The 15,385-nt window shown below is 69.1% G+C and carries 15 protein-coding genes and 1 tRNA gene; 8 read left to right on the top strand and 8 right to left on the bottom strand.

Annotated features, from left to right (window positions below; all coding sequences use genetic code 11):
* Positions 1 to 25 precede the first annotated feature (25 nt).
* Both ABE487_RS13965 and ABE487_RS13960 read right to left on the bottom strand, forming a co-directional pair.
* Entirely contained in the window at positions 26 to 751 is a 726-nt protein-coding gene (locus tag ABE487_RS13965) for a fumarylacetoacetate hydrolase family protein (RefSeq protein ID WP_346452289.1), read from the bottom strand.
* Between the two features lie 33 nt (positions 752 to 784).
* Positions 785 to 1,081, bottom strand: coding sequence for a hypothetical protein (locus ABE487_RS13960; RefSeq protein WP_346452288.1), 297 nt, complete (start codon positions 1,079 to 1,081; stop codon positions 785 to 787).
* A 78-nt stretch (positions 1,082 to 1,159) separates the two neighbouring features.
* Between ABE487_RS13960 and ABE487_RS13955 the strand changes: the two genes are divergently transcribed.
* Complete coding sequence (locus ABE487_RS13955; protein WP_346452287.1) at positions 1,160 to 1,510, top strand: Rieske (2Fe-2S) protein; 351 nt, start codon at positions 1,160 to 1,162, stop codon at positions 1,508 to 1,510.
* A gap of 32 nt (positions 1,511 to 1,542) precedes the next feature.
* Here the strand turns inward: ABE487_RS13955 and ABE487_RS13950 are convergent, their stop codons facing one another.
* The 4 genes from ABE487_RS13950 to thiS form a co-directional block, all read right to left on the bottom strand.
* Entirely contained in the window at positions 1,543 to 3,393 is a 1,851-nt protein-coding gene (locus tag ABE487_RS13950) for an SLC13 family permease (RefSeq protein ID WP_346444590.1), read from the bottom strand.
* Between the two features lie 161 nt (positions 3,394 to 3,554).
* On the bottom strand, positions 3,555 to 4,292 hold the full coding sequence (trmB, locus tag ABE487_RS13945; protein ID WP_346447208.1) for a tRNA (guanosine(46)-N7)-methyltransferase TrmB: 738 nt from the start codon (positions 4,290 to 4,292) through the stop codon (positions 3,555 to 3,557).
* A gap of 10 nt (positions 4,293 to 4,302) precedes the next feature.
* Positions 4,303 to 5,103: a thiazole synthase gene (locus tag ABE487_RS13940; protein ID WP_346447207.1), complete on the bottom strand. Its 801-nt coding sequence runs from the start codon at positions 5,101 to 5,103 to the stop codon at positions 4,303 to 4,305.
* A gap of 375 nt (positions 5,104 to 5,478) precedes the next feature.
* The gene (thiS, locus tag ABE487_RS13935) at positions 5,479 to 5,679 is read right to left on the bottom strand and encodes a sulfur carrier protein ThiS (protein ID WP_346444594.1); all 201 of its coding nucleotides are present in this window, start codon (positions 5,677 to 5,679) and stop codon (positions 5,479 to 5,481) included.
* A 174-nt stretch (positions 5,680 to 5,853) separates the two neighbouring features.
* Between thiS and ABE487_RS13930 the strand changes: the two genes are divergently transcribed.
* From ABE487_RS13930 to ABE487_RS13910, 5 genes are all read left to right on the top strand, one after another.
* A complete protein-coding gene (locus ABE487_RS13930; RefSeq protein WP_346452286.1) occupies positions 5,854 to 7,695 on the top strand; it encodes an autotransporter domain-containing protein in 1,842 nt (613 codons plus the stop codon).
* A gap of 79 nt (positions 7,696 to 7,774) precedes the next feature.
* Positions 7,775 to 7,848, top strand: a tRNA-Gly gene (locus ABE487_RS13925).
* A 106-nt stretch (positions 7,849 to 7,954) separates the two neighbouring features.
* Positions 7,955 to 8,875 carry a 30S ribosomal protein S6--L-glutamate ligase gene (gene rimK, locus ABE487_RS13920; RefSeq protein WP_346444597.1) on the top strand — a complete coding sequence of 307 codons (921 nt, stop codon included), beginning with the start codon at positions 7,955 to 7,957 and terminating at the stop codon, positions 8,873 to 8,875.
* Positions 8,876 to 9,136: 261 nt separating this feature from the next.
* Positions 9,137 to 9,820, top strand: coding sequence for a response regulator transcription factor (locus ABE487_RS13915; protein ID WP_183426700.1), 684 nt, complete (start codon positions 9,137 to 9,139; stop codon positions 9,818 to 9,820).
* Entirely contained in the window at positions 9,807 to 11,147 is a 1,341-nt protein-coding gene (locus ABE487_RS13910; protein ID WP_346452285.1) for a HAMP domain-containing sensor histidine kinase, read from the top strand. The genes ABE487_RS13915 and ABE487_RS13910 overlap by 14 nt, the downstream gene beginning before the upstream one ends.
* Before the next feature lie 73 nt (positions 11,148 to 11,220).
* On the opposite strand, the gene ABE487_RS13905 is transcribed toward ABE487_RS13910, so the two are convergent.
* The gene (locus ABE487_RS13905; RefSeq protein WP_346452284.1) at positions 11,221 to 11,796 is read right to left on the bottom strand and encodes a hypothetical protein; all 576 of its coding nucleotides are present in this window, start codon (positions 11,794 to 11,796) and stop codon (positions 11,221 to 11,223) included.
* 41 nt (positions 11,797 to 11,837) lie between these two features.
* Positions 11,838 to 12,662 carry a methylenetetrahydrofolate reductase [NAD(P)H] gene (gene metF, locus ABE487_RS13900; RefSeq protein WP_346452283.1) on the bottom strand — a complete coding sequence of 275 codons (825 nt, stop codon included), beginning with the start codon at positions 12,660 to 12,662 and terminating at the stop codon, positions 11,838 to 11,840.
* Positions 12,663 to 12,854: 192 nt separating this feature from the next.
* Between metF and mqo the strand changes: the two genes are divergently transcribed.
* Positions 12,855 to 14,558, top strand: a complete 1,704-nt coding sequence (gene mqo / locus ABE487_RS13895; protein ID WP_346452282.1) for a malate dehydrogenase (quinone) — start codon at positions 12,855 to 12,857, stop codon at positions 14,556 to 14,558.
* Positions 14,559 to 14,640: 82 nt separating this feature from the next.
* Positions 14,641 to 15,198 carry a DUF3228 family protein gene (locus tag ABE487_RS13890; protein WP_346444606.1) on the top strand — a complete coding sequence of 186 codons (558 nt, stop codon included), beginning with the start codon at positions 14,641 to 14,643 and terminating at the stop codon, positions 15,196 to 15,198.
* Positions 15,199 to 15,385: the final 187 nt, after the last annotated feature.

The following is a 15,385-nucleotide window of genomic DNA, read 5'->3' as shown; positions in this document are numbered from 1 at the left end:
CGCGGTAAGTGAGATGCGCACGGGACTATAGCGGGGCCGAAGTCACCTTGCAGTGGAGGTCGAGCACGTCGTCGAGCCGGGCGACACAGACATCGCCCGGCTGCAGCGCAGCGACGCCGGCCGGGGTCCCCATGAACACCAGATCGCCGGCGCGCAACGCGAACAGCTTGGACAGTTCGTGCAGGATCTCGGGCACGTCCCAGATCAGCTGCGCGAGCGTCGACGATTGCCGCAGCACCCCGTTGACTTCGAGCGACAACGTCCGCGGCGACAGCGCGCCGACGGCGGCGGCCGGCACCAGTTCGCCGACCGGTGCCGAGGCGTCGAAGCCCTTGGCCACGTCCCAGGGCAGGCCCTTGGCCTTGGCGGCGGCCTGCAGGTCGCGACGGGTGAGGTCCAGGCCGACCGCGTAGCCGTAGACAAGCTCGGCGGCGCTGTCGACCGGCAATTCGCCCGGCGGCGCGTCGCGGCCGATGGCCACGACCAGTTCGACCTCGTGATGCAACTCACGCGTGGCGCTGGGGTAGGGCACCTCGCCGGAGGTGACGACCGCATCGGCAGGTTTGGAGAAGAACACCGGCGTGCCGCGCTCGGCCTTCGACGCCGGGGCCTGGGCGCCCATTTCGCGGGCGTGGTCGGCGAAATTGCGGCCTACGCAGTAGACGCGCCGGACCGGGAACTGGCCGCCACCGCGCACCGCCAGGCGGGTCGGCGCCGCGGCGGGCACCACGTCGTACGACGGATCGGTCATCGGCTCAGCTCTGGCGTTCGGGCGCCGCTGCATTCAGCGCAGCAGGGGCTGGTCGCGATTGCGCACGACGCGGTACTCGGCCTCGACGATGCGCTCGTCACGGGCCGGCGTCGCATCGCCGCGCACCAGCAAGCGGCGGGCAAGCCCGAACAGCAGCATTGCGGCGCCGACGAACAGGCCGGCCACCAGCAACACCGCGAGCAGGGCGACGCCGACCAGGCCCAGCAACACCCGCAACGCCGGGTGCCGCGGCTTGCGCGGCGCGAACACCGCACGGACACCGGAGGCATCGAAACGGGCGTGGAGATCGCGGAAGAAGGCGTTGGACATGGCGGCTGCAATGCTCGTGACACAATGGCCGGGTTGGCCGAGGGGTCCAGTATCGGTCGCTCGCCTCCTGGAGTTGTAATGCCTTCGTTAAATCCATGTGACGACGCCCGCTTGCTCGCGCTCGATGCGATCGCCGATGGCGGCTTTGCGGAGGTCGAAGGTGTGGTCGACGGGGAGGCCGAGTCGCTGGTGTTGCACCGCCACGGCAGTGAGGTGCGCGCCTGGCTCAATATCTGTCCGCATGCCGGCCGTCGTCTCGACTGGGCGCCCGGTCAGTTCCTGGCCTCCAAGGACGGCCATCTGGTCTGCGCCGCGCATGGCGCGAGTTTCAGTACCGCCGATGGCGTGTGCGTCGCCGGGCCGTGCAAGGGCGAAGCGCTGCGTGCCGTGCCGGTGCAGGTGCGCGAAGGGCAGGTGCTGCTGGGCTGATTGCCGTCGGCGCCGGGGGGGGGGCGGCCGCGTCAGTGGAACAGCAGGTTGACCATCAGCACCACGATCGCGGTGTACATCAGCGAGATCGGCAATCCGATCCGCCACAGTTGCTTGGCCGTGTAGCCGGCCGGGCCGATGATCATCGACATCACCGGATTGGACTGGGTGACGAAGTTGTTGGAGGCCGACAGTGCGACGATCAGTGCAAATGCGGTCGGGTTGCCGCCGGCGGCCAGCGCCAGATTGATCGCCAGCGGCACCACGACGATCGTCGCGCCGACGTGGCTGATGACCAGCGAGAACGCGGTGGTCAGCAGCGCGACCGCGATCTCGAGCAGCCAGACCGGCAGGCCGGTCGGCAGCCGCTCGATGCTGTGGCCGGCGACCCAGGCTGCCGCGCCGCTGGAGTCCATCGCCCAGCCCAGCGGGATCAGGCAGGCCATCAGGAACACGGTCTTCCAGTTGATCGCGCTGTAGGCCTCGTCCATCTTCAGCACGCCGAACACCAGCATGCCCGCCACGCCAGTCATCAGCGCCACCGAGGTGGGAATGCGCGAGGACAGCGCGATCAGCATCGTCACGGCGAAGATCGCCATCGCGATCTTGAACTTGTGCGGCCGCTGCTCGCCCTTGGGATAGTCGGTCACGATCAGGAAATCGAGCGACTTGGCGGTGCGCGCCAGGTCCTGCCAGATGCTGTGCAGCACCAGCATGTCACCGGCGCGCAGGGTCATCTTGCGCACGTTCTCGCGCAGCACCGTCTTATCGCGATTGATCGCCAGCAGGCGGACGCCGTACTTCCTGCCCAGGCTCAGTTCGGCGGCCGACTTGCCGATGAACTTCGAGGTCGGCGGGATCACCGCCTCGGCGATGCCGGCGCGACTGGGATTGAACAGGTCGCCGAAGTGCCGCAGGCGCGAACTCATGCGCAGGAACTGGTTCTGCGCAAAGTCGGCCACCTGCTGCCGGGGGCCCATCGCGCCGAGCACGCTGCCCACCCAGATGCGTGAGTCGGCCGGCGGTGCCAGGCGCGACTCGTTCTCCGACTTGAGCGCCAGCAGCAGCGGCGCGTGGTGGATCGCCTCGGCCTCGGCAAACGTCATCCCCACCAGCGGACTTTCTGCAGTGACCACGAGCTCGAAGACGTCGCCTTCGATGCCGTAGGCACTGGCGAAGTAGCTCTGGGTGCGTGCCGGGGTCACCGGGCCGTCGCCGCCGTCGCTCAGTTCGCCCAACTGCCGGTTGCCGAAGAAATGGAAGTAGGCGAGCCCGGCGATCAGCAGCGCCAGGCCGATCGGCAACGGCGCGAACATGTTCAGCGATTCCAGTGTCGCCGCGCCGGAGGGCATGTTCGCGTTGGCCGCGGTCAGCAGGTCGTTGAGCAGGATCAGCGGCGAGGTGCCGACCATGGTCAGCGCGCCGCCCATGACGATAGCCACGCAGACCGGCAGCAGGATCTGCGCCAGGCGTAGCCCTGAGCGCGAGGCCAGCCGGGCCGCGACCGGCATGTACAGCGCCATCACCGATGGGTTCTGCATGACCGACGAATTGAGGCCGGCGGTGGCTGCGGTCAGCAGCAACAGGCGGTTCTCCATGCCGCGTGCCCGTCGCAACAGCCAGCCGGCGAGGCGGTTGAGGGCGCCGGTCCGGTCCAGCCCCATGCCCAGAATCATGGTCGCGATGACACTGATCACCGCGTTGGAGGAAAAGCCGTTGAAGACGTCCTCGGGCGCCACCAGGCCGGTCAGTCCCAGCATCACCAGCACCACCAGGGCGACCAGGTCGGCGCGTACGCGCTGGAACAGGAACAGCACCATCGTCAGGCCCACCAGGGCCAGGACGATCTTCATGTCGGTGGTGAGCGCGAGTCCGGTATCCATCAGCGCGGTGACGGGGCCGTGGCGGCGGGTGATTGGATGCGCACCGTTCCCGGCGGGCCCGGGCGCCGGTGACGCGCTTTCCGACGCGAAGAGGAACGGCGGAAGCCGGTGTGCTTCCGTGCCGGGGGCGCGCCCTGCTGGTCCCAGTCACCCATCACCGATTACGGATCCCGGTCGTAGATCAGATCCCAGACCCCGTGGCCCAGCTTCAGGCCGCGGCTCTCGAAATGCGTCTGCGGGCGCCACGGCGGACGCGGCACGTGGCCGCGCGGGCCGGCGCGGTTGCGCAGGCCGGGCGTGGCGTCGAGCACGTCCCACATCTGCTCGGCGTAGTCCTGCCAGTCGGTCGCCAGATGCAGGCGGCCGCCCGCGCGCAGCTTGGACACCAGCAGCGCGGCGAACGTCGGCTGCACCAGCCGGCGCTTGTTGTGGCGCTTCTTGTGCCAGGGGTCGGGGAAGTAGATCCGGATCTCGTCGAGCGCGCCGTCGGCGATCTCGTTGCGCAGCACCTCGACCGCGTCGTGGTGGTACACACGCACGTGGTCGCTGCCGTCCTCGGCCAGGCCGTTGAGCACACGGCCGACGCCCGGTGCATGCACTTCGATGCCGATGTGGTCGCGTGCCGCATCCATCCGCGCCGAATGGCGCAGCGCTTCGCCGTTGCCGAAGCCGATCTCCAGGATCCGCAAGGCCTGCCGTCCGAACACGGCGTCGAGGTCGCGCGGCGTGCCGGTGTAGTCCAGGCCGAAGCGCGGCCAGGCCTCGTCGAATGCGCGCTGCTGCGCGGGCGTGAACCGGCCCTGGCGCAACACGAAGCTGCGCACCTCGCGACGGCCTTCGGTCACCGTGAACGGCTTGGGCGGCGCCTTGGCCCCTTCGCTGGAGAACGGGTCTGTCATCGCGCAGGCGTCAGCCGACCAGGCCGTCGACCGGCGACGAGGCGCTGGCGAAGCGCTTGCGCGGGATGCGTCCGGCCAGGAAGGCTTCGCGGCCGGCCTCGACGGCCTTGCGCATTGCCGAGGCCATCAGCACCGGGTCGCGGGCCCCGGCGATCGCCGTGTTCATCAGCACGCCGTCGCAGCCCAGTTCCATCGCGATCGCCGCATCCGAGGCGGTGCCGACACCGGCGTCGACGATGATCGGCACCTTCGCGTTCTCGACGATCTCCAGCAGGTTGTAGCGGTTTTGGATGCCTAGGCCCGAGCCGATCGGCGCGGCCAACGGCATCACCGCAACGCAGCCGATCTCCTCCAGGCGCTTGGCCAGGATCGGATCGTCGGAGGTGTAGACCATGACCTCGAAGCCGTCGGCGACCAGTTGCTCGGCGGCCTTGAGCGTCTGCACCACGTCGGGGAACAGCGTGCGCTGGTCACCCAGCACCTCGAGCTTGGTCAGGTTGTGGCCGTCGAGGAGTTCGCGGGCCAGGCGGCAGGTGCGCACGGCTTCTTCGGCGGTGTAGCAACCGGCGGTATTGGGCAGGATCGTGTAGCGGTCGGGCGGCAGCACGTCGAGCAGGTTGGGCTCGCCGGGATTCTGGCCGATGTTGGTGCGGCGGATCGCGACGGTGACGATCTGTGCGCCGGCCGCCTCGGTGGCGCGGCGGGTCTGCTCGAGGTCCTGGAACTTGCCGGTGCCGGTCAGCAGGCGGGAACGGTAGGTCTTGCCGGCGACGACGAGGCCGGCGTCGTGCGAGGGGGAAGGAATGCTCATGCCGGGATTATCGCCCAAGCGGCGTGGGTGTGCCGGAGACGACCGCGGCGCGTTCGCGAGCGGTTCTTAGAAAGGCGTTCGCCCCCGCATCCGATGCCTGATGGCATCGGATCGGCGCCACGGCGCGAGATGCGCTGTGGCTGCTGTCCATGGCGCGGTCGTGCTGGCGCCGGGCTGTCCGGCCCGCACATCCCTGTGCGGGCGTTCGCAAGTGCGTCCGAGCCGGATGGCTCGGACAAGCGCTCATGGCACTTGTAACAGGGCGTCTGCCATCCATGGCGTTGCGGTGTCGGCGCCGGGTTGTCCGGCCCGCACATCCGTGTGCGGGCGTTCGCGAATGCGTCCGAGCCGGATGGCTCGGACAAGCGCATTCGCTCACCCCCCGCCCAGGGCGTGGACGATCTCGACGTGGTCGCCGTCGGTCAGGACGTGGGCGTCATGGCGACCACGTGGGACGATCTCGCCGTTGACCTCCACCGCCACGCGGCGCCCGCCCAGTCCCTGGGCCTGCAGCAGGGCGGCGATCGTGCTGCCCGGATCGATGTCGGCGTTTTCGCCGTTGAGTCGGATGTTCATGCCGCGATTGTCCCCGTTCGCAGGGCGCGGCGCACGTTGCCCCCGCGAGCCGGCATGACGCAGTGCGGCGTGCTGCGCCCGCAGTGTGGCAGGATCATCGCGGCAATGCGGTCCCGTACGGGGCCCGGTCGCCAACGGGCGGATAATCGCCGCCCTTTTTCAGGAGAGTCCCCCATGTCGTCGTCCAGGCCGATCCGTGCCGCCCTTGCCGTCGCGCTTGCCGCAGCGGCCGTTCCGGCGCTCGCCGCCGACACCTTTTCCCGCACCGTGTTTTTCGGCGACAGCCTGACCGATTCCGGCTACTTCCGGCCGGTGCTGGTGCGCGAGGTCGGGCCACAGACTGCGATCCTCGGCCGGTTCACGACCAACCCGGGCCTGACCTGGGCCGAGCACGTGGCCGATCGCTACGGCACCAACGCCAGTGCCAATGGCAACGGCCAGACCGGCGACAACTATGCCGTCGGCGGTGCCCGCGTCGCGATCGATACCGAGGGCGCCCTCGGTGCGACGCCTTCGCTGGCGACCCAGATGCGCACGTACCTGTCGGCCAATGGCGGCCGCGCCGATGCCGACGCGCTGTATTCGGTCTGGGGCGGCGCCAACGATCTGTTCGCGGTGGCGGCCAACCCCGGCCAGGCGCAGCAGATCATCGGCGCGGCGGTGACCGCGCAGGTCGGCCTGGTCGGCGCCCTGCAGGGCGCGGGCGCGCGTTATGTGCTGGTGCCGTCGATCCCGGACGTCGGGCTGACCCCGCAGTTCCGGGCCGGTGGCGCTGCGGCGATGGCGCAGGGCACCGCGCTGTCGGCGGCCTACAACGATGCGCTGTACGGCGGCCTCGCTTCCCAGGGCCTGCGGGTGATCCCGGTCGACACCTTCCACTTCCTGCAGGAAGTGGTCGCCGATCCCGCGCGCTACGGCTTCACCAACGTCACGTCGGTCGCCTGCGCCCCTGCAGGTGCCTCGTCGCTGTTCTGCAATCCGAACTCGCTGGTTGCGCCCGACGCGGCCGACACCTATCTGTTCGCGGACGGCGTGCACCCGGCCAGCCGCGCGCAGGCGATGATCGCCGATCTGGCCGTGTCGATGATCGACGGCCCGCAGCAGATCGCCGTGCTGCCGCAGTCGGCGTCGATGACCGGCCGCGCGCGTGCCGATCGCGTCGCCAACCGGATGAGCCTGGCCGCCGTGCCGGTCGAGGGCCGCCGCTGGTGGGCCGACGTGCGCGCCGACATGCAGCGTTACGACCATGGCGACACCTACGATGGCGTCGGCCCGGCACTGACCGCCGGTCTGGACTGGACGATGGGCACCGCGACCTTCGGCGGCTTCGTCGGCTACGGCCGGCAAGGCAACGACTGGGGCCTGCGCCGCGGCAGCTGGGACCAGAGCGAGGCGACCGTCGGCGGCTTCGCGCATTGGCGCAGCGCGGCCGGCGGCTGGGTGAACCTGCAGCTGAGCTACAGCTGGCTGGACTTCGACACCGACCGCGCCGTGCAGATCGGGCCGGCCACGCGAGTGCACAGCGGCCAGGCCGACGGCAGCAACACGACCGCCGCGCTGTATGCCGGCTGGACCTTCGGCAATGGCCCGCTGGAGCATGGGCCGGTGCTGTCGCTGGTGGGGCAGCGCATCGAGGTCGACGGCTTCGCCGAGAGCGATCCGGCGATGTCCACTTCGCTGGCCTACCCCTCGCAGGACATCGACTCGCTGATCGGCAGCGCCGGTTGGCAGTTCGCCTATGCCGGTGACAGTGGCGTGCGGCCGTACGCGCGGCTGACGGTCGATCGTGAGTTCGAGGACGCGCCGACCCAGGCCTGGGCCCGCGCGCAGTCGCTGCCTTCGACGCTGGACTATGCGGTGCCGGCCCGCGGCTACGACCGCAGCTATGGCACCGCGACGCTCGGCACCCAGGCGCGCCTGTTCGGCCTGGATGCCAATGTCGGCGCCACCCTGACGGTCGGCCAGAAGGCCGGCAGCCACACCACGGTGTTCGCGACCCTGGGCGCTGGCTTCTGACCGCCGCGCGGCCGGCACGCCGCCGCCCGCGCGGCGGCGTTGCCAAGCCGCGCCGCGGCGGCATAGACTGAGGCCCTGCGCGGGTGTAGTTCAATGGTAGAACTGCAGCTTCCCAAGCTGCTAGCGTGGGTTCGATTCCCATCACCCGCTCCAGTTCCAGCGGCGGCACCATCGGCGATGGTGCCGCCGTTTTCGTTGCAGCTGTTCCCGTCGATCCTCGATGCGGCCCGTCGGCGCCGCGTGCTTGCCCGGTCCTGCGATGAAGCTTGCGATCCTGTCCCGCAACACCAAGCTCTATTCCACGCGCCGGCTGGTCGAGGCCGCACGGACGCGCGGGCACACCGTGCGCGTGCTCGATCCGCTGCGCTGCTACATGCGCATCAGCAGCGAAGGCTTTTCGCTGCGCTACAAGGGGCGCCCGATCGAGGCCTTCGATGCGGTAATCCCGCGCTTCGGCACCTCGGTGGCGCGCTATGGCAACGCGGTGCTGCACCAGCTCGAGTTAATGGGCAGCTTTGCGCCCAATCCCTCGGCGGCATTCGCACGCGCGCGCGACAAGCTGCGCTGCCAGCAACTGCTGGCTGCCGAGGGCATCGGCCTGCCGGTCACGGTGTTCGGCGACAACCCCGACGACACCGACGACCTGCTGGCGATGCTCGGCCCGCCGCCGCACGTGATCAAGCTCAACGAAGGCATGCAGGGCGCCGGTGTCATGCTGACCGAAAAGCCCTCGGCGTCGCGTGGCGCGGTCGAGGCCCTGCGCGGCCTGTACGCCAACTTCCTGGTGCAGGAATTCATCGCCGAAGCCCAGGGCGCGGACCTGCGTTGCTTTGTGGTCGGCGACCGGGTCATCGGCGCGATGCAGCGGCAGGCACCGGCGGGGGACTTCCGCTCCAACCTCCATCGCGGCGGCAGCGCGAGTGCGGTGGCGGCGACTGAGGAAGAGCAGGCGGTCGCGGTGCGGGCCGCGCAGGTGGTCGGTCTGGGGATCGCCGGGGTCGACTTGATCCGTTCGGACCGGGGGCCGCTGGTGCTCGAGGTCAACGCCTCGCCGGGCCTGGAAGGCATCGAGGCGGTAACCGGGCAGGATATCGCCGGAGGCATCGTCGAACATCTGGCCGCACGGGTCGGGGCGGGACGCCCGCGACGGACACGTCGCAGCGGCTCCAACGGAACCTGAACGTTTTTTTTCCGTATTTCGACGGATCCCACCCCTAATCTGAGCATCCGGAATGCGCTTGCGCTCTCTCTCTCCCGGCTTCGGCCGGGCGCAGCGGATAACGGCAATCGGGGCAACACTCCTTTGACCCGGGCGGCCAACGTCCGGGTCTTTTTGTATGCGTGGTCCTGACAACCGGCATGGAACCATATGGGGCTGTGCCATCATCCCTGCGCGGCGCTGATGCGACGCGTCACTCACGAGCCGAGAATCCGAATCGACATGCATATCCTCGTCATCGAAGACAACCAGGACATCGCCGCGAATCTCGGGGATTACCTCGAGGACCGCGGCCACACCGTCGACTTCGCCGCCGACGGCGTCACCGGCCTGCATCTGGCGGTGGTCCACGATTTCGATGCGATCGTGCTCGACCTCAACCTGCCGGGCATGGATGGGCTGGAGGTCTGCCGCAAGCTGCGCAACGATGCGCGCAAGCAGACGCCGGTCCTGATGCTCACCGCGCGCGACAGCCTCGACAACAAGCTCGCCGGGTTCGACTCGGGCGCCGACGATTATCTGGTCAAGCCGTTCGCGCTGCAGGAGGTCGAGGTCCGGCTCAATGCGCTGTCGCGGCGCGGCAAGGGCGCGCACACGCGCGTGCTGGAGGTCGGTGAGCTCGAGTACAACCTCGACACGCTCGAGGTGCGCCGCCAGGGCAAGCTGCTGCAGCTCAACCCCACCGCGCTCAAGATCCTGCAGTCGCTGATGGAGGCTTCGCCGGCAGTGGTCACGCGCCAGGAGCTCGAGACCCGTGTCTGGGGCGAGGAATTGCCGGACTCCGACTCGCTGCGCGTGCACATCCATGGCCTGCGCGCGGTCGTCGACAAGCCGTTCGATCCGCCCTACATCCAGACACGGCACGGTATCGGCTACCGGATCGCCGTGCCCGATGCCGCCAACTGAGGCCGCGGGGGGCCGCCCGGCCCGGGTCCGCGAGCGCCGCTACCGGCGGCGCCTGCGCAGCCGCATCATCCTGTCGTTCGTGTTGCTCGGGCTCGGGCTCACGACCCTGTTCGCGTTCCTGACCCAGGAAGCCCGAGATCGTGTCGAGACGGCGCTGGTCGAGGACCTGATGAATCGCAATATCGACGAGTACGCGCGGCGCTACTACGTCGATCCGACACGCAATCCGGCAGCGCCAGTGCAGCAGATCCAGGGCCGGGTGATTCGCCGTGACCGCTTCGAGCAACTGCGCCAGGAGCAGCCCGACTGGTACGACCTGGGTGATGGCATCCACAACCTCAGCGGCATCGACGAGGACGGTACGCCGTTCGCCTACAAGCTCGCCGTGCGCAAGATGCCCGACGAGTGGTTCTTCCTCGCCTACGACATGACCGAGACCATGCGTGGCGCGACCCAGTTCCAGCGGGCGATCTTCGGCTCGGTGGTGCTGGTCTCGCTGCTGTCGCTGCTGATCGGCTGGTGGTCGGCAGCGCGCGTGATGAGCCCGGTCTCGGAACTGGCCAAGCGGCTCAGCCGCTCGGGCGACAGTTCGCGGCCGCAAGCGCTGGCGCCGCATTTTCCCGACGACGAGGTCGGGCAACTGGCCAGCGCGCTGGACGACTACGCGTTCCGGCTGACCGAAGTGGTGCAGCGCGACCGCGAGTTCAACGCTGACGTCAGCCATGAACTGCGCACGCCATTGGCGGTCATCAAGGGCGCAGTGGAGTTGTTGCTGTCAAGGCCGGACCTGGACGAGAAGACCCGGACACGGCTGCTGCGCATCCAGCGTGCCGAGCAGCAGTGCACCGATCTGATCAGTGCGTTGTTGCTGCTCTCGCGCGAGGAGCGCGGTCACGGCGCGACCGACATCGGCCGCGTCGTCGAGCAGTTGTTCGATGCCCACCGGCCGCAACTGGTCGGCAAGCCGCTGGTGCTGCGCCTGGAGGCTGAGCAACCGCTCGTCGTCGATGCGCCCGAGGCCGCCGTCACCGTGGCCCTGGGCAACCTGGTCGGCAATGCGATCAAGTACACCCAGGAAGGCGAAGTGGTCGTGCGCGTCCATGCGCACACCGTGGAGGTTGCCGACAGTGGTCCGGGCCTGAGCGCGGAGGACGCGGCCCGGCTGTTCGAGCGCGGGTATCGCGGTACGCACGCCGAGCACTCGCAGGGCGGCGGGATCGGCCTGTCGATCGTACGCCGGCTGTGCGATCTCTACGGCTGGCAGGTGCGGGTGGTGCCCGGGGTGGTCCGCGGGGTCGTGGCGACCCTGTCGTTCCGGCCCGACTGAGCTGCGTCGCATAGGGATCGCCTCCTGCCGCCTCCGGGGCTGTCGACGAGCATGCGTGCTGCGGCGCGTGACGCTAGAGCCGGATCCACCAGCAGTCGAAATGGCGGTGCAGCGAGAACACGGTCTGCGACGCACCGGTGCCGCCGCGGCCGGTCTGGGTCAAGCGCAGCGAGGACGGGGGCTGTACGCGCGTGCTGGCTGGCAGGTCCTGCACGCCGGTCCAGCCTGCGAACCCCCCCGGCGTGCGCGTTGTGGGGGCGGGTCGCTGCGCGACGATGTCCACCAGCGGCTGCTGCGCGATCGCGTCCAGCCGGTCGAGGATCCGATCGCTGCCGACGCTGCTGATGCCGCGCCAGTGGTAGAGCGATGCCAGGCGGTTGGTGTCGCGGCTGTCGATCGCGTAGCTCAATTCCTGGATCAGGCCGCGCAGGTGGCGCTGGCACCCGCTGCGGTAGGCGGTGACTGCGGCCGTGCCTGCGCCCCGCTTGGGACCGGTCGTCGCACCGACCGCGCTGCAGGCCCGGTCGGTGTAGACGGTGCCGCCGTCGGGCGCGACACAGCGCCGGATCTGGGCATGCGCCATCTTGCCCGGCGTCGCGGCGACGACGGCGAGCAGCGGAAGCAGCAGCGTGACGGCGTGGCGCGGCATCGGCGCAGCCTAGCGCCTGGTCGGTGACCGCAACAGTGGCCTCAGGCCAGGCGGGAGAGGATGGCCTGGGTCGGCTTGGCCAGGTTGAGCGTGTAGAAATGCAGCGCCGGCGCGCCGCCGGCGATCAGCCGTTCGCACAGGCGGGAGACGATGTCCGCGCCGAGCGCGCGAATCGCTGCCACGTCGTCGCCGTGGGCCGCCATGCTGCGCTGCATCCAGCGCGGGATCTCCGCGCCGCAGGCTTCCGAGAATCTGCGCAGCTGGCTGAAGTTGGAGATCGGCATGATGCCCGGCACGATCGGGACTTCGACCCCCGCGCGGCGCGCGTTGTCGACGAAGTGGAAGTAGGCGTCGGCGTTGTAGAAGTACTGGGTGATCGCCGCATCGGCGCCGGCATCGATCTTGGCCTTGAAGTGCGCCAGGTCCCGGCGGGCGTCCTCGGCCTGCGGATGCACTTCCGGGTAGCAGCCAACCTCGATGCGGAAGCGGTCGCCGAACTCGCTGCGGATGAACGCGACCAGGTCCGAGGCATGGCGCAGGTCGCCGGGTTGGCCCATGCCCGAGGGCAGGTCGCCGCGCAGCGCGACGATGCGGGTGCAGCCGATCGCGCGATAGAGCTTGAGCAGCTCGCGGATCTCCTCGCGGCTGCCACCGACGCACGACAGATGCGGGGCCGCCTCCAGCCCGTGTTGCTGCTTGAGCCGGCGCACGGTCTCGGGCGTGTGGCTCAGGGTCGAGCCGCCGGCGCCGAAGGTGCAGGACACGTATTCGGGACCATACGCGGCGAGCTTCCCGGCCGTCCTGTGCAACTGCTGGCGTTGCTCGTCGGTCTTGGGCGGGTAGAACTCGAAGCTGATCGGGATCATGCGCGACCTGAAACGGAGGTGAGGCAAAAAGCATATCTCTTTATCGCGATGGATATAAGAGATTGTGGCAAGGAGGGGCGGGCGGGGGCGTTCCCATCGGCTTGACGCGGAGCTCACTAGGCTCCCGCCAGGACGTCGCACGCGGCGACCCGGTCCGGGCGCGTCCGATGCCTGTCGTTCGAGGAGTCCGAAATGAAAAAGTTCTTCAGGGTGGCCGTCGGCATTGTCGTCGTGCTCGCGATCGCAGTCGGCGTGTTCCTGTACTGGCCGCTGTTCGAACGCGCGCCGCCGGAACCTGAGAATGCCGAGCCGGTCGATGTGGTGCTGATCGGCGCCGGGATCATGAGCGTCACCCTGGCCACCTACCTGCAGGAACTCGAACCCGACTGGCGGATTGAGATCTACGAACGTCTGGACGGCGTCGCGCTGGAGAGCTCGGACGGTTGGAACAATGCCGGCACCGGCCACTCGGGGTTCGCTGAACTCAACTACACGCCCGAGCGCGAGGACGGCTCGATCGAGACCGCGCGTGCGGTCGACATCGCTGAACAGTTCGAGATCTCGCGCCAGTTCTGGTCCCATCAGGTCGAGGCCGGGCGATTGGGGACGCCCACCGATTTCATCAATCCGACCCCGCACATGAGCTTCGTCTGGGGCGACGCCAACATCGACTATCTGCGTCGCCGCCACGCGGCGCTGTCCAAGGAGCCGTTGTTCCACGGCATGGCCTATTCGGAGGACCCGGCGCAGATCGCGCGCTGGGCACCGCTGATGATGGAAGGGCGGGACCCGGCCCAGCGGATCGCCGCGACCTGGATGCCGCTGGGTACCGACGTCAACTTCGGCGTGATCACCCGGCAGCTGACGCAGGCGCTGGCGCGCAGTCCCCGGTTCGGCCTGCACCTGCGCCACGAGGTGCGCAAGCTGCAACGGGAGGACGATGGCAATTGGACGGTCGCCGTGCACGACCTGGCGAGCGACCGGGCGCGTTCGATCCGCACCCGGTTCGTGTTCGTCGGCGCCGGCGGCGCGGCACTGACGCTGTTGCAGCATTCGGGCATCCCCGAAGCCGCCAACTATGGCGGCTTCCCGGTCGGCGGCCAGTTCCTGGCAACCGACAATCCCGCGGTCACCGCACGCCACGACGTGAAGGCCTACGGCAAGGCCGACGAGGGCTCGCCGCCGATGTCGGTGCCGCACTTGGATGCACGCAGGCTCGACGGCAAGCCGGTACTGCTGTTCGGCCCGTTCGCGTTGCAGAGCACGCGGTTTCTCAAACACGGCTCGTGGTTCGACCTGTTCTCGTCGGTCAACAATCACAACGTGACCGGCATGCTGCGCGTCGGCGCCGAGAATCGCGACCTGGTGGGCTATCTGATCCAGCAGGCGCGGTTGTCGGATGCCGACCGGTTCGCGGAGTTGCAGAAGTACTACCCCGATGCCGCGCCGGCCGATTGGCGTCTGGTCACTGCAGGGCAGCGCGTGCAGGTCATCAAGCGCGATCCGCACAAGGGCGCGATCCTGCAGTTCGGCACCGAGATCGTGACCGACGCCGACGGCAGCATCGCGGCGTTGCTGGGGGCCTCGCCCGGCGCATCGACCTCGCCCAAGATCATGCTCGACGTGCTGCGGCGTGCCTATCCCGAGCGCATGGACGGGGCGTGGCGCGATCGGATCCAGGCCATCGTGCCTTCGTACGGGCAGTCGCTGAACACCGATGTGGCGCTGACCAACCGCATTCGCGGCATGACCAGTCGCGTGTTGCATCTGCCCTACCTCGAAGTCCCGCCGGCCGCGGTCGGCGACGGGCAGCCGCCCGCCGCGAACGACGAACTGCACGGCCCGGACGAAGGGCCGGACGAGGCCGCGCTCGATCGGCGCATGCAGGCACTGTGACCGGATGGGGGCGGCGCCTGTGGCCGCCTCCTCTTTCGCGGCGTGCGGCGGTACGCTGTCGCACCGCCAGCGTCATGCCCCGATGTCCATCGTTCTCACACCTTTCGCCCGTCCCCGTCTGTTTCCCCGCGTTCCGCGCGCCAACACGATCCAGGACACGACGCCCGAGGCCTTCGAGGCGCATCTCAACGCGCAGGCGCCGGTCGCGGTGCTCGACGGCTATGCGCCGTTCTGCAAGCTGCATGTGCATCGCAACTGGACGTCGACGCGTTGCCTGACCGTGCCGATCACCGAGGCGAACCGGCATCTGCTGCGCTCGGCCTACGAAGCGCGCAATACGGCCGAGTTGCCGGTGCTGGTGCGCTGGTTCGAGGGGGTGACCCCGCCGCGCGCGGCGTATCTGGTGGTGATCCTCTACAGCGCCGAGCAAGTGGCGAAGGAGGGCGCGCCGATCGACGCCGACTGGGGCGTGGTCGGCTGTCTGTACACCGCCGAGCCGGCGGAGATCCCGATGGCGCCGATCACGATGATGCGCAACGCGCTTGGGGTCGAAGAGGGCGGTTCGGGTGTGCCGCTGGACCCGGAGGCCTATCGGCGCAGCGTCGCGTTCTGGGAGCGCAACGCCAACTGGCGTCCCTGATCGCGCGGGCGCCGAGGCTGCCATCGCGTCGTGGCATCGCGCCCGCACCCCCAAGGACTTACGGCAGCGGGTACAGGCGCACGCCCTGGACGACGCGGTTCACCGTGCCCTGCGCATTCGGGCTGTCGGGCCGCACGCCCAGCGCCCGCGAGGCGTGGAACGCGAACAGCTGCGCCACCGCGACATA

Origin of the sequence: Luteimonas sp. TWI596 (genome assembly GCF_039674105.1) — a bacterium.
In the GTDB taxonomy this organism is placed as follows: Bacteria; Pseudomonadota; Gammaproteobacteria; order Xanthomonadales; family Xanthomonadaceae; genus Luteimonas.
This window is presented reverse-complemented; position numbering and strand designations above follow the sequence as displayed.

Bases quoted from the DNA above. Each gene is read 5' to 3' on its own strand.
- ABE487_RS13955 (WP_346452287.1), top strand. From the start codon at position 1,160: ATGCCTTCGTTAAATCCATGTGACGACGCCCGCTTGCTCGCGCTCGAT.
- mqo (WP_346452282.1), top strand. From the start codon at position 12,855: ATGAAAAAGTTCTTCAGGGTGGCCGTCGGCATTGTCGTCGTGCTCGCG.
- ABE487_RS13960 (WP_346452288.1), bottom strand. From the start codon at position 1,081: ATGTCCAACGCCTTCTTCCGCGATCTCCACGCCCGTTTCGATGCCTCC.
- trmB (WP_346447208.1), bottom strand. From the start codon at position 4,292: ATGACAGACCCGTTCTCCAGCGAAGGGGCCAAGGCGCCGCCCAAGCCG.
- thiS (WP_346444594.1), bottom strand. From the start codon at position 5,679: ATGAACATCCGACTCAACGGCGAAAACGCCGACATCGATCCGGGCAGC.
- ABE487_RS13890 (WP_346444606.1), top strand. From the start codon at position 14,641: ATGTCCATCGTTCTCACACCTTTCGCCCGTCCCCGTCTGTTTCCCCGC.
- ABE487_RS13930 (WP_346452286.1), top strand. From the start codon at position 5,854: ATGTCGTCGTCCAGGCCGATCCGTGCCGCCCTTGCCGTCGCGCTTGCC.
- ABE487_RS13965 (WP_346452289.1), bottom strand. From the start codon at position 751: ATGACCGATCCGTCGTACGACGTGGTGCCCGCCGCGGCGCCGACCCGC.
- ABE487_RS13940 (WP_346447207.1), bottom strand. From the start codon at position 5,103: ATGAGCATTCCTTCCCCCTCGCACGACGCCGGCCTCGTCGTCGCCGGC.
- metF (WP_346452283.1), bottom strand. From the start codon at position 12,662: ATGATCCCGATCAGCTTCGAGTTCTACCCGCCCAAGACCGACGAGCAA.
- rimK (WP_346444597.1), top strand. From the start codon at position 7,955: ATGAAGCTTGCGATCCTGTCCCGCAACACCAAGCTCTATTCCACGCGC.
- ABE487_RS13950 (WP_346444590.1), bottom strand. From the start codon at position 3,393: ATGGATACCGGACTCGCGCTCACCACCGACATGAAGATCGTCCTGGCC.
- ABE487_RS13905 (WP_346452284.1), bottom strand. From the start codon at position 11,796: ATGCCGCGCCACGCCGTCACGCTGCTGCTTCCGCTGCTCGCCGTCGTC.
- ABE487_RS13910 (WP_346452285.1), top strand. From the start codon at position 9,807: ATGCCGCCAACTGAGGCCGCGGGGGGCCGCCCGGCCCGGGTCCGCGAG.
- ABE487_RS13915 (WP_183426700.1), top strand. From the start codon at position 9,137: ATGCATATCCTCGTCATCGAAGACAACCAGGACATCGCCGCGAATCTC.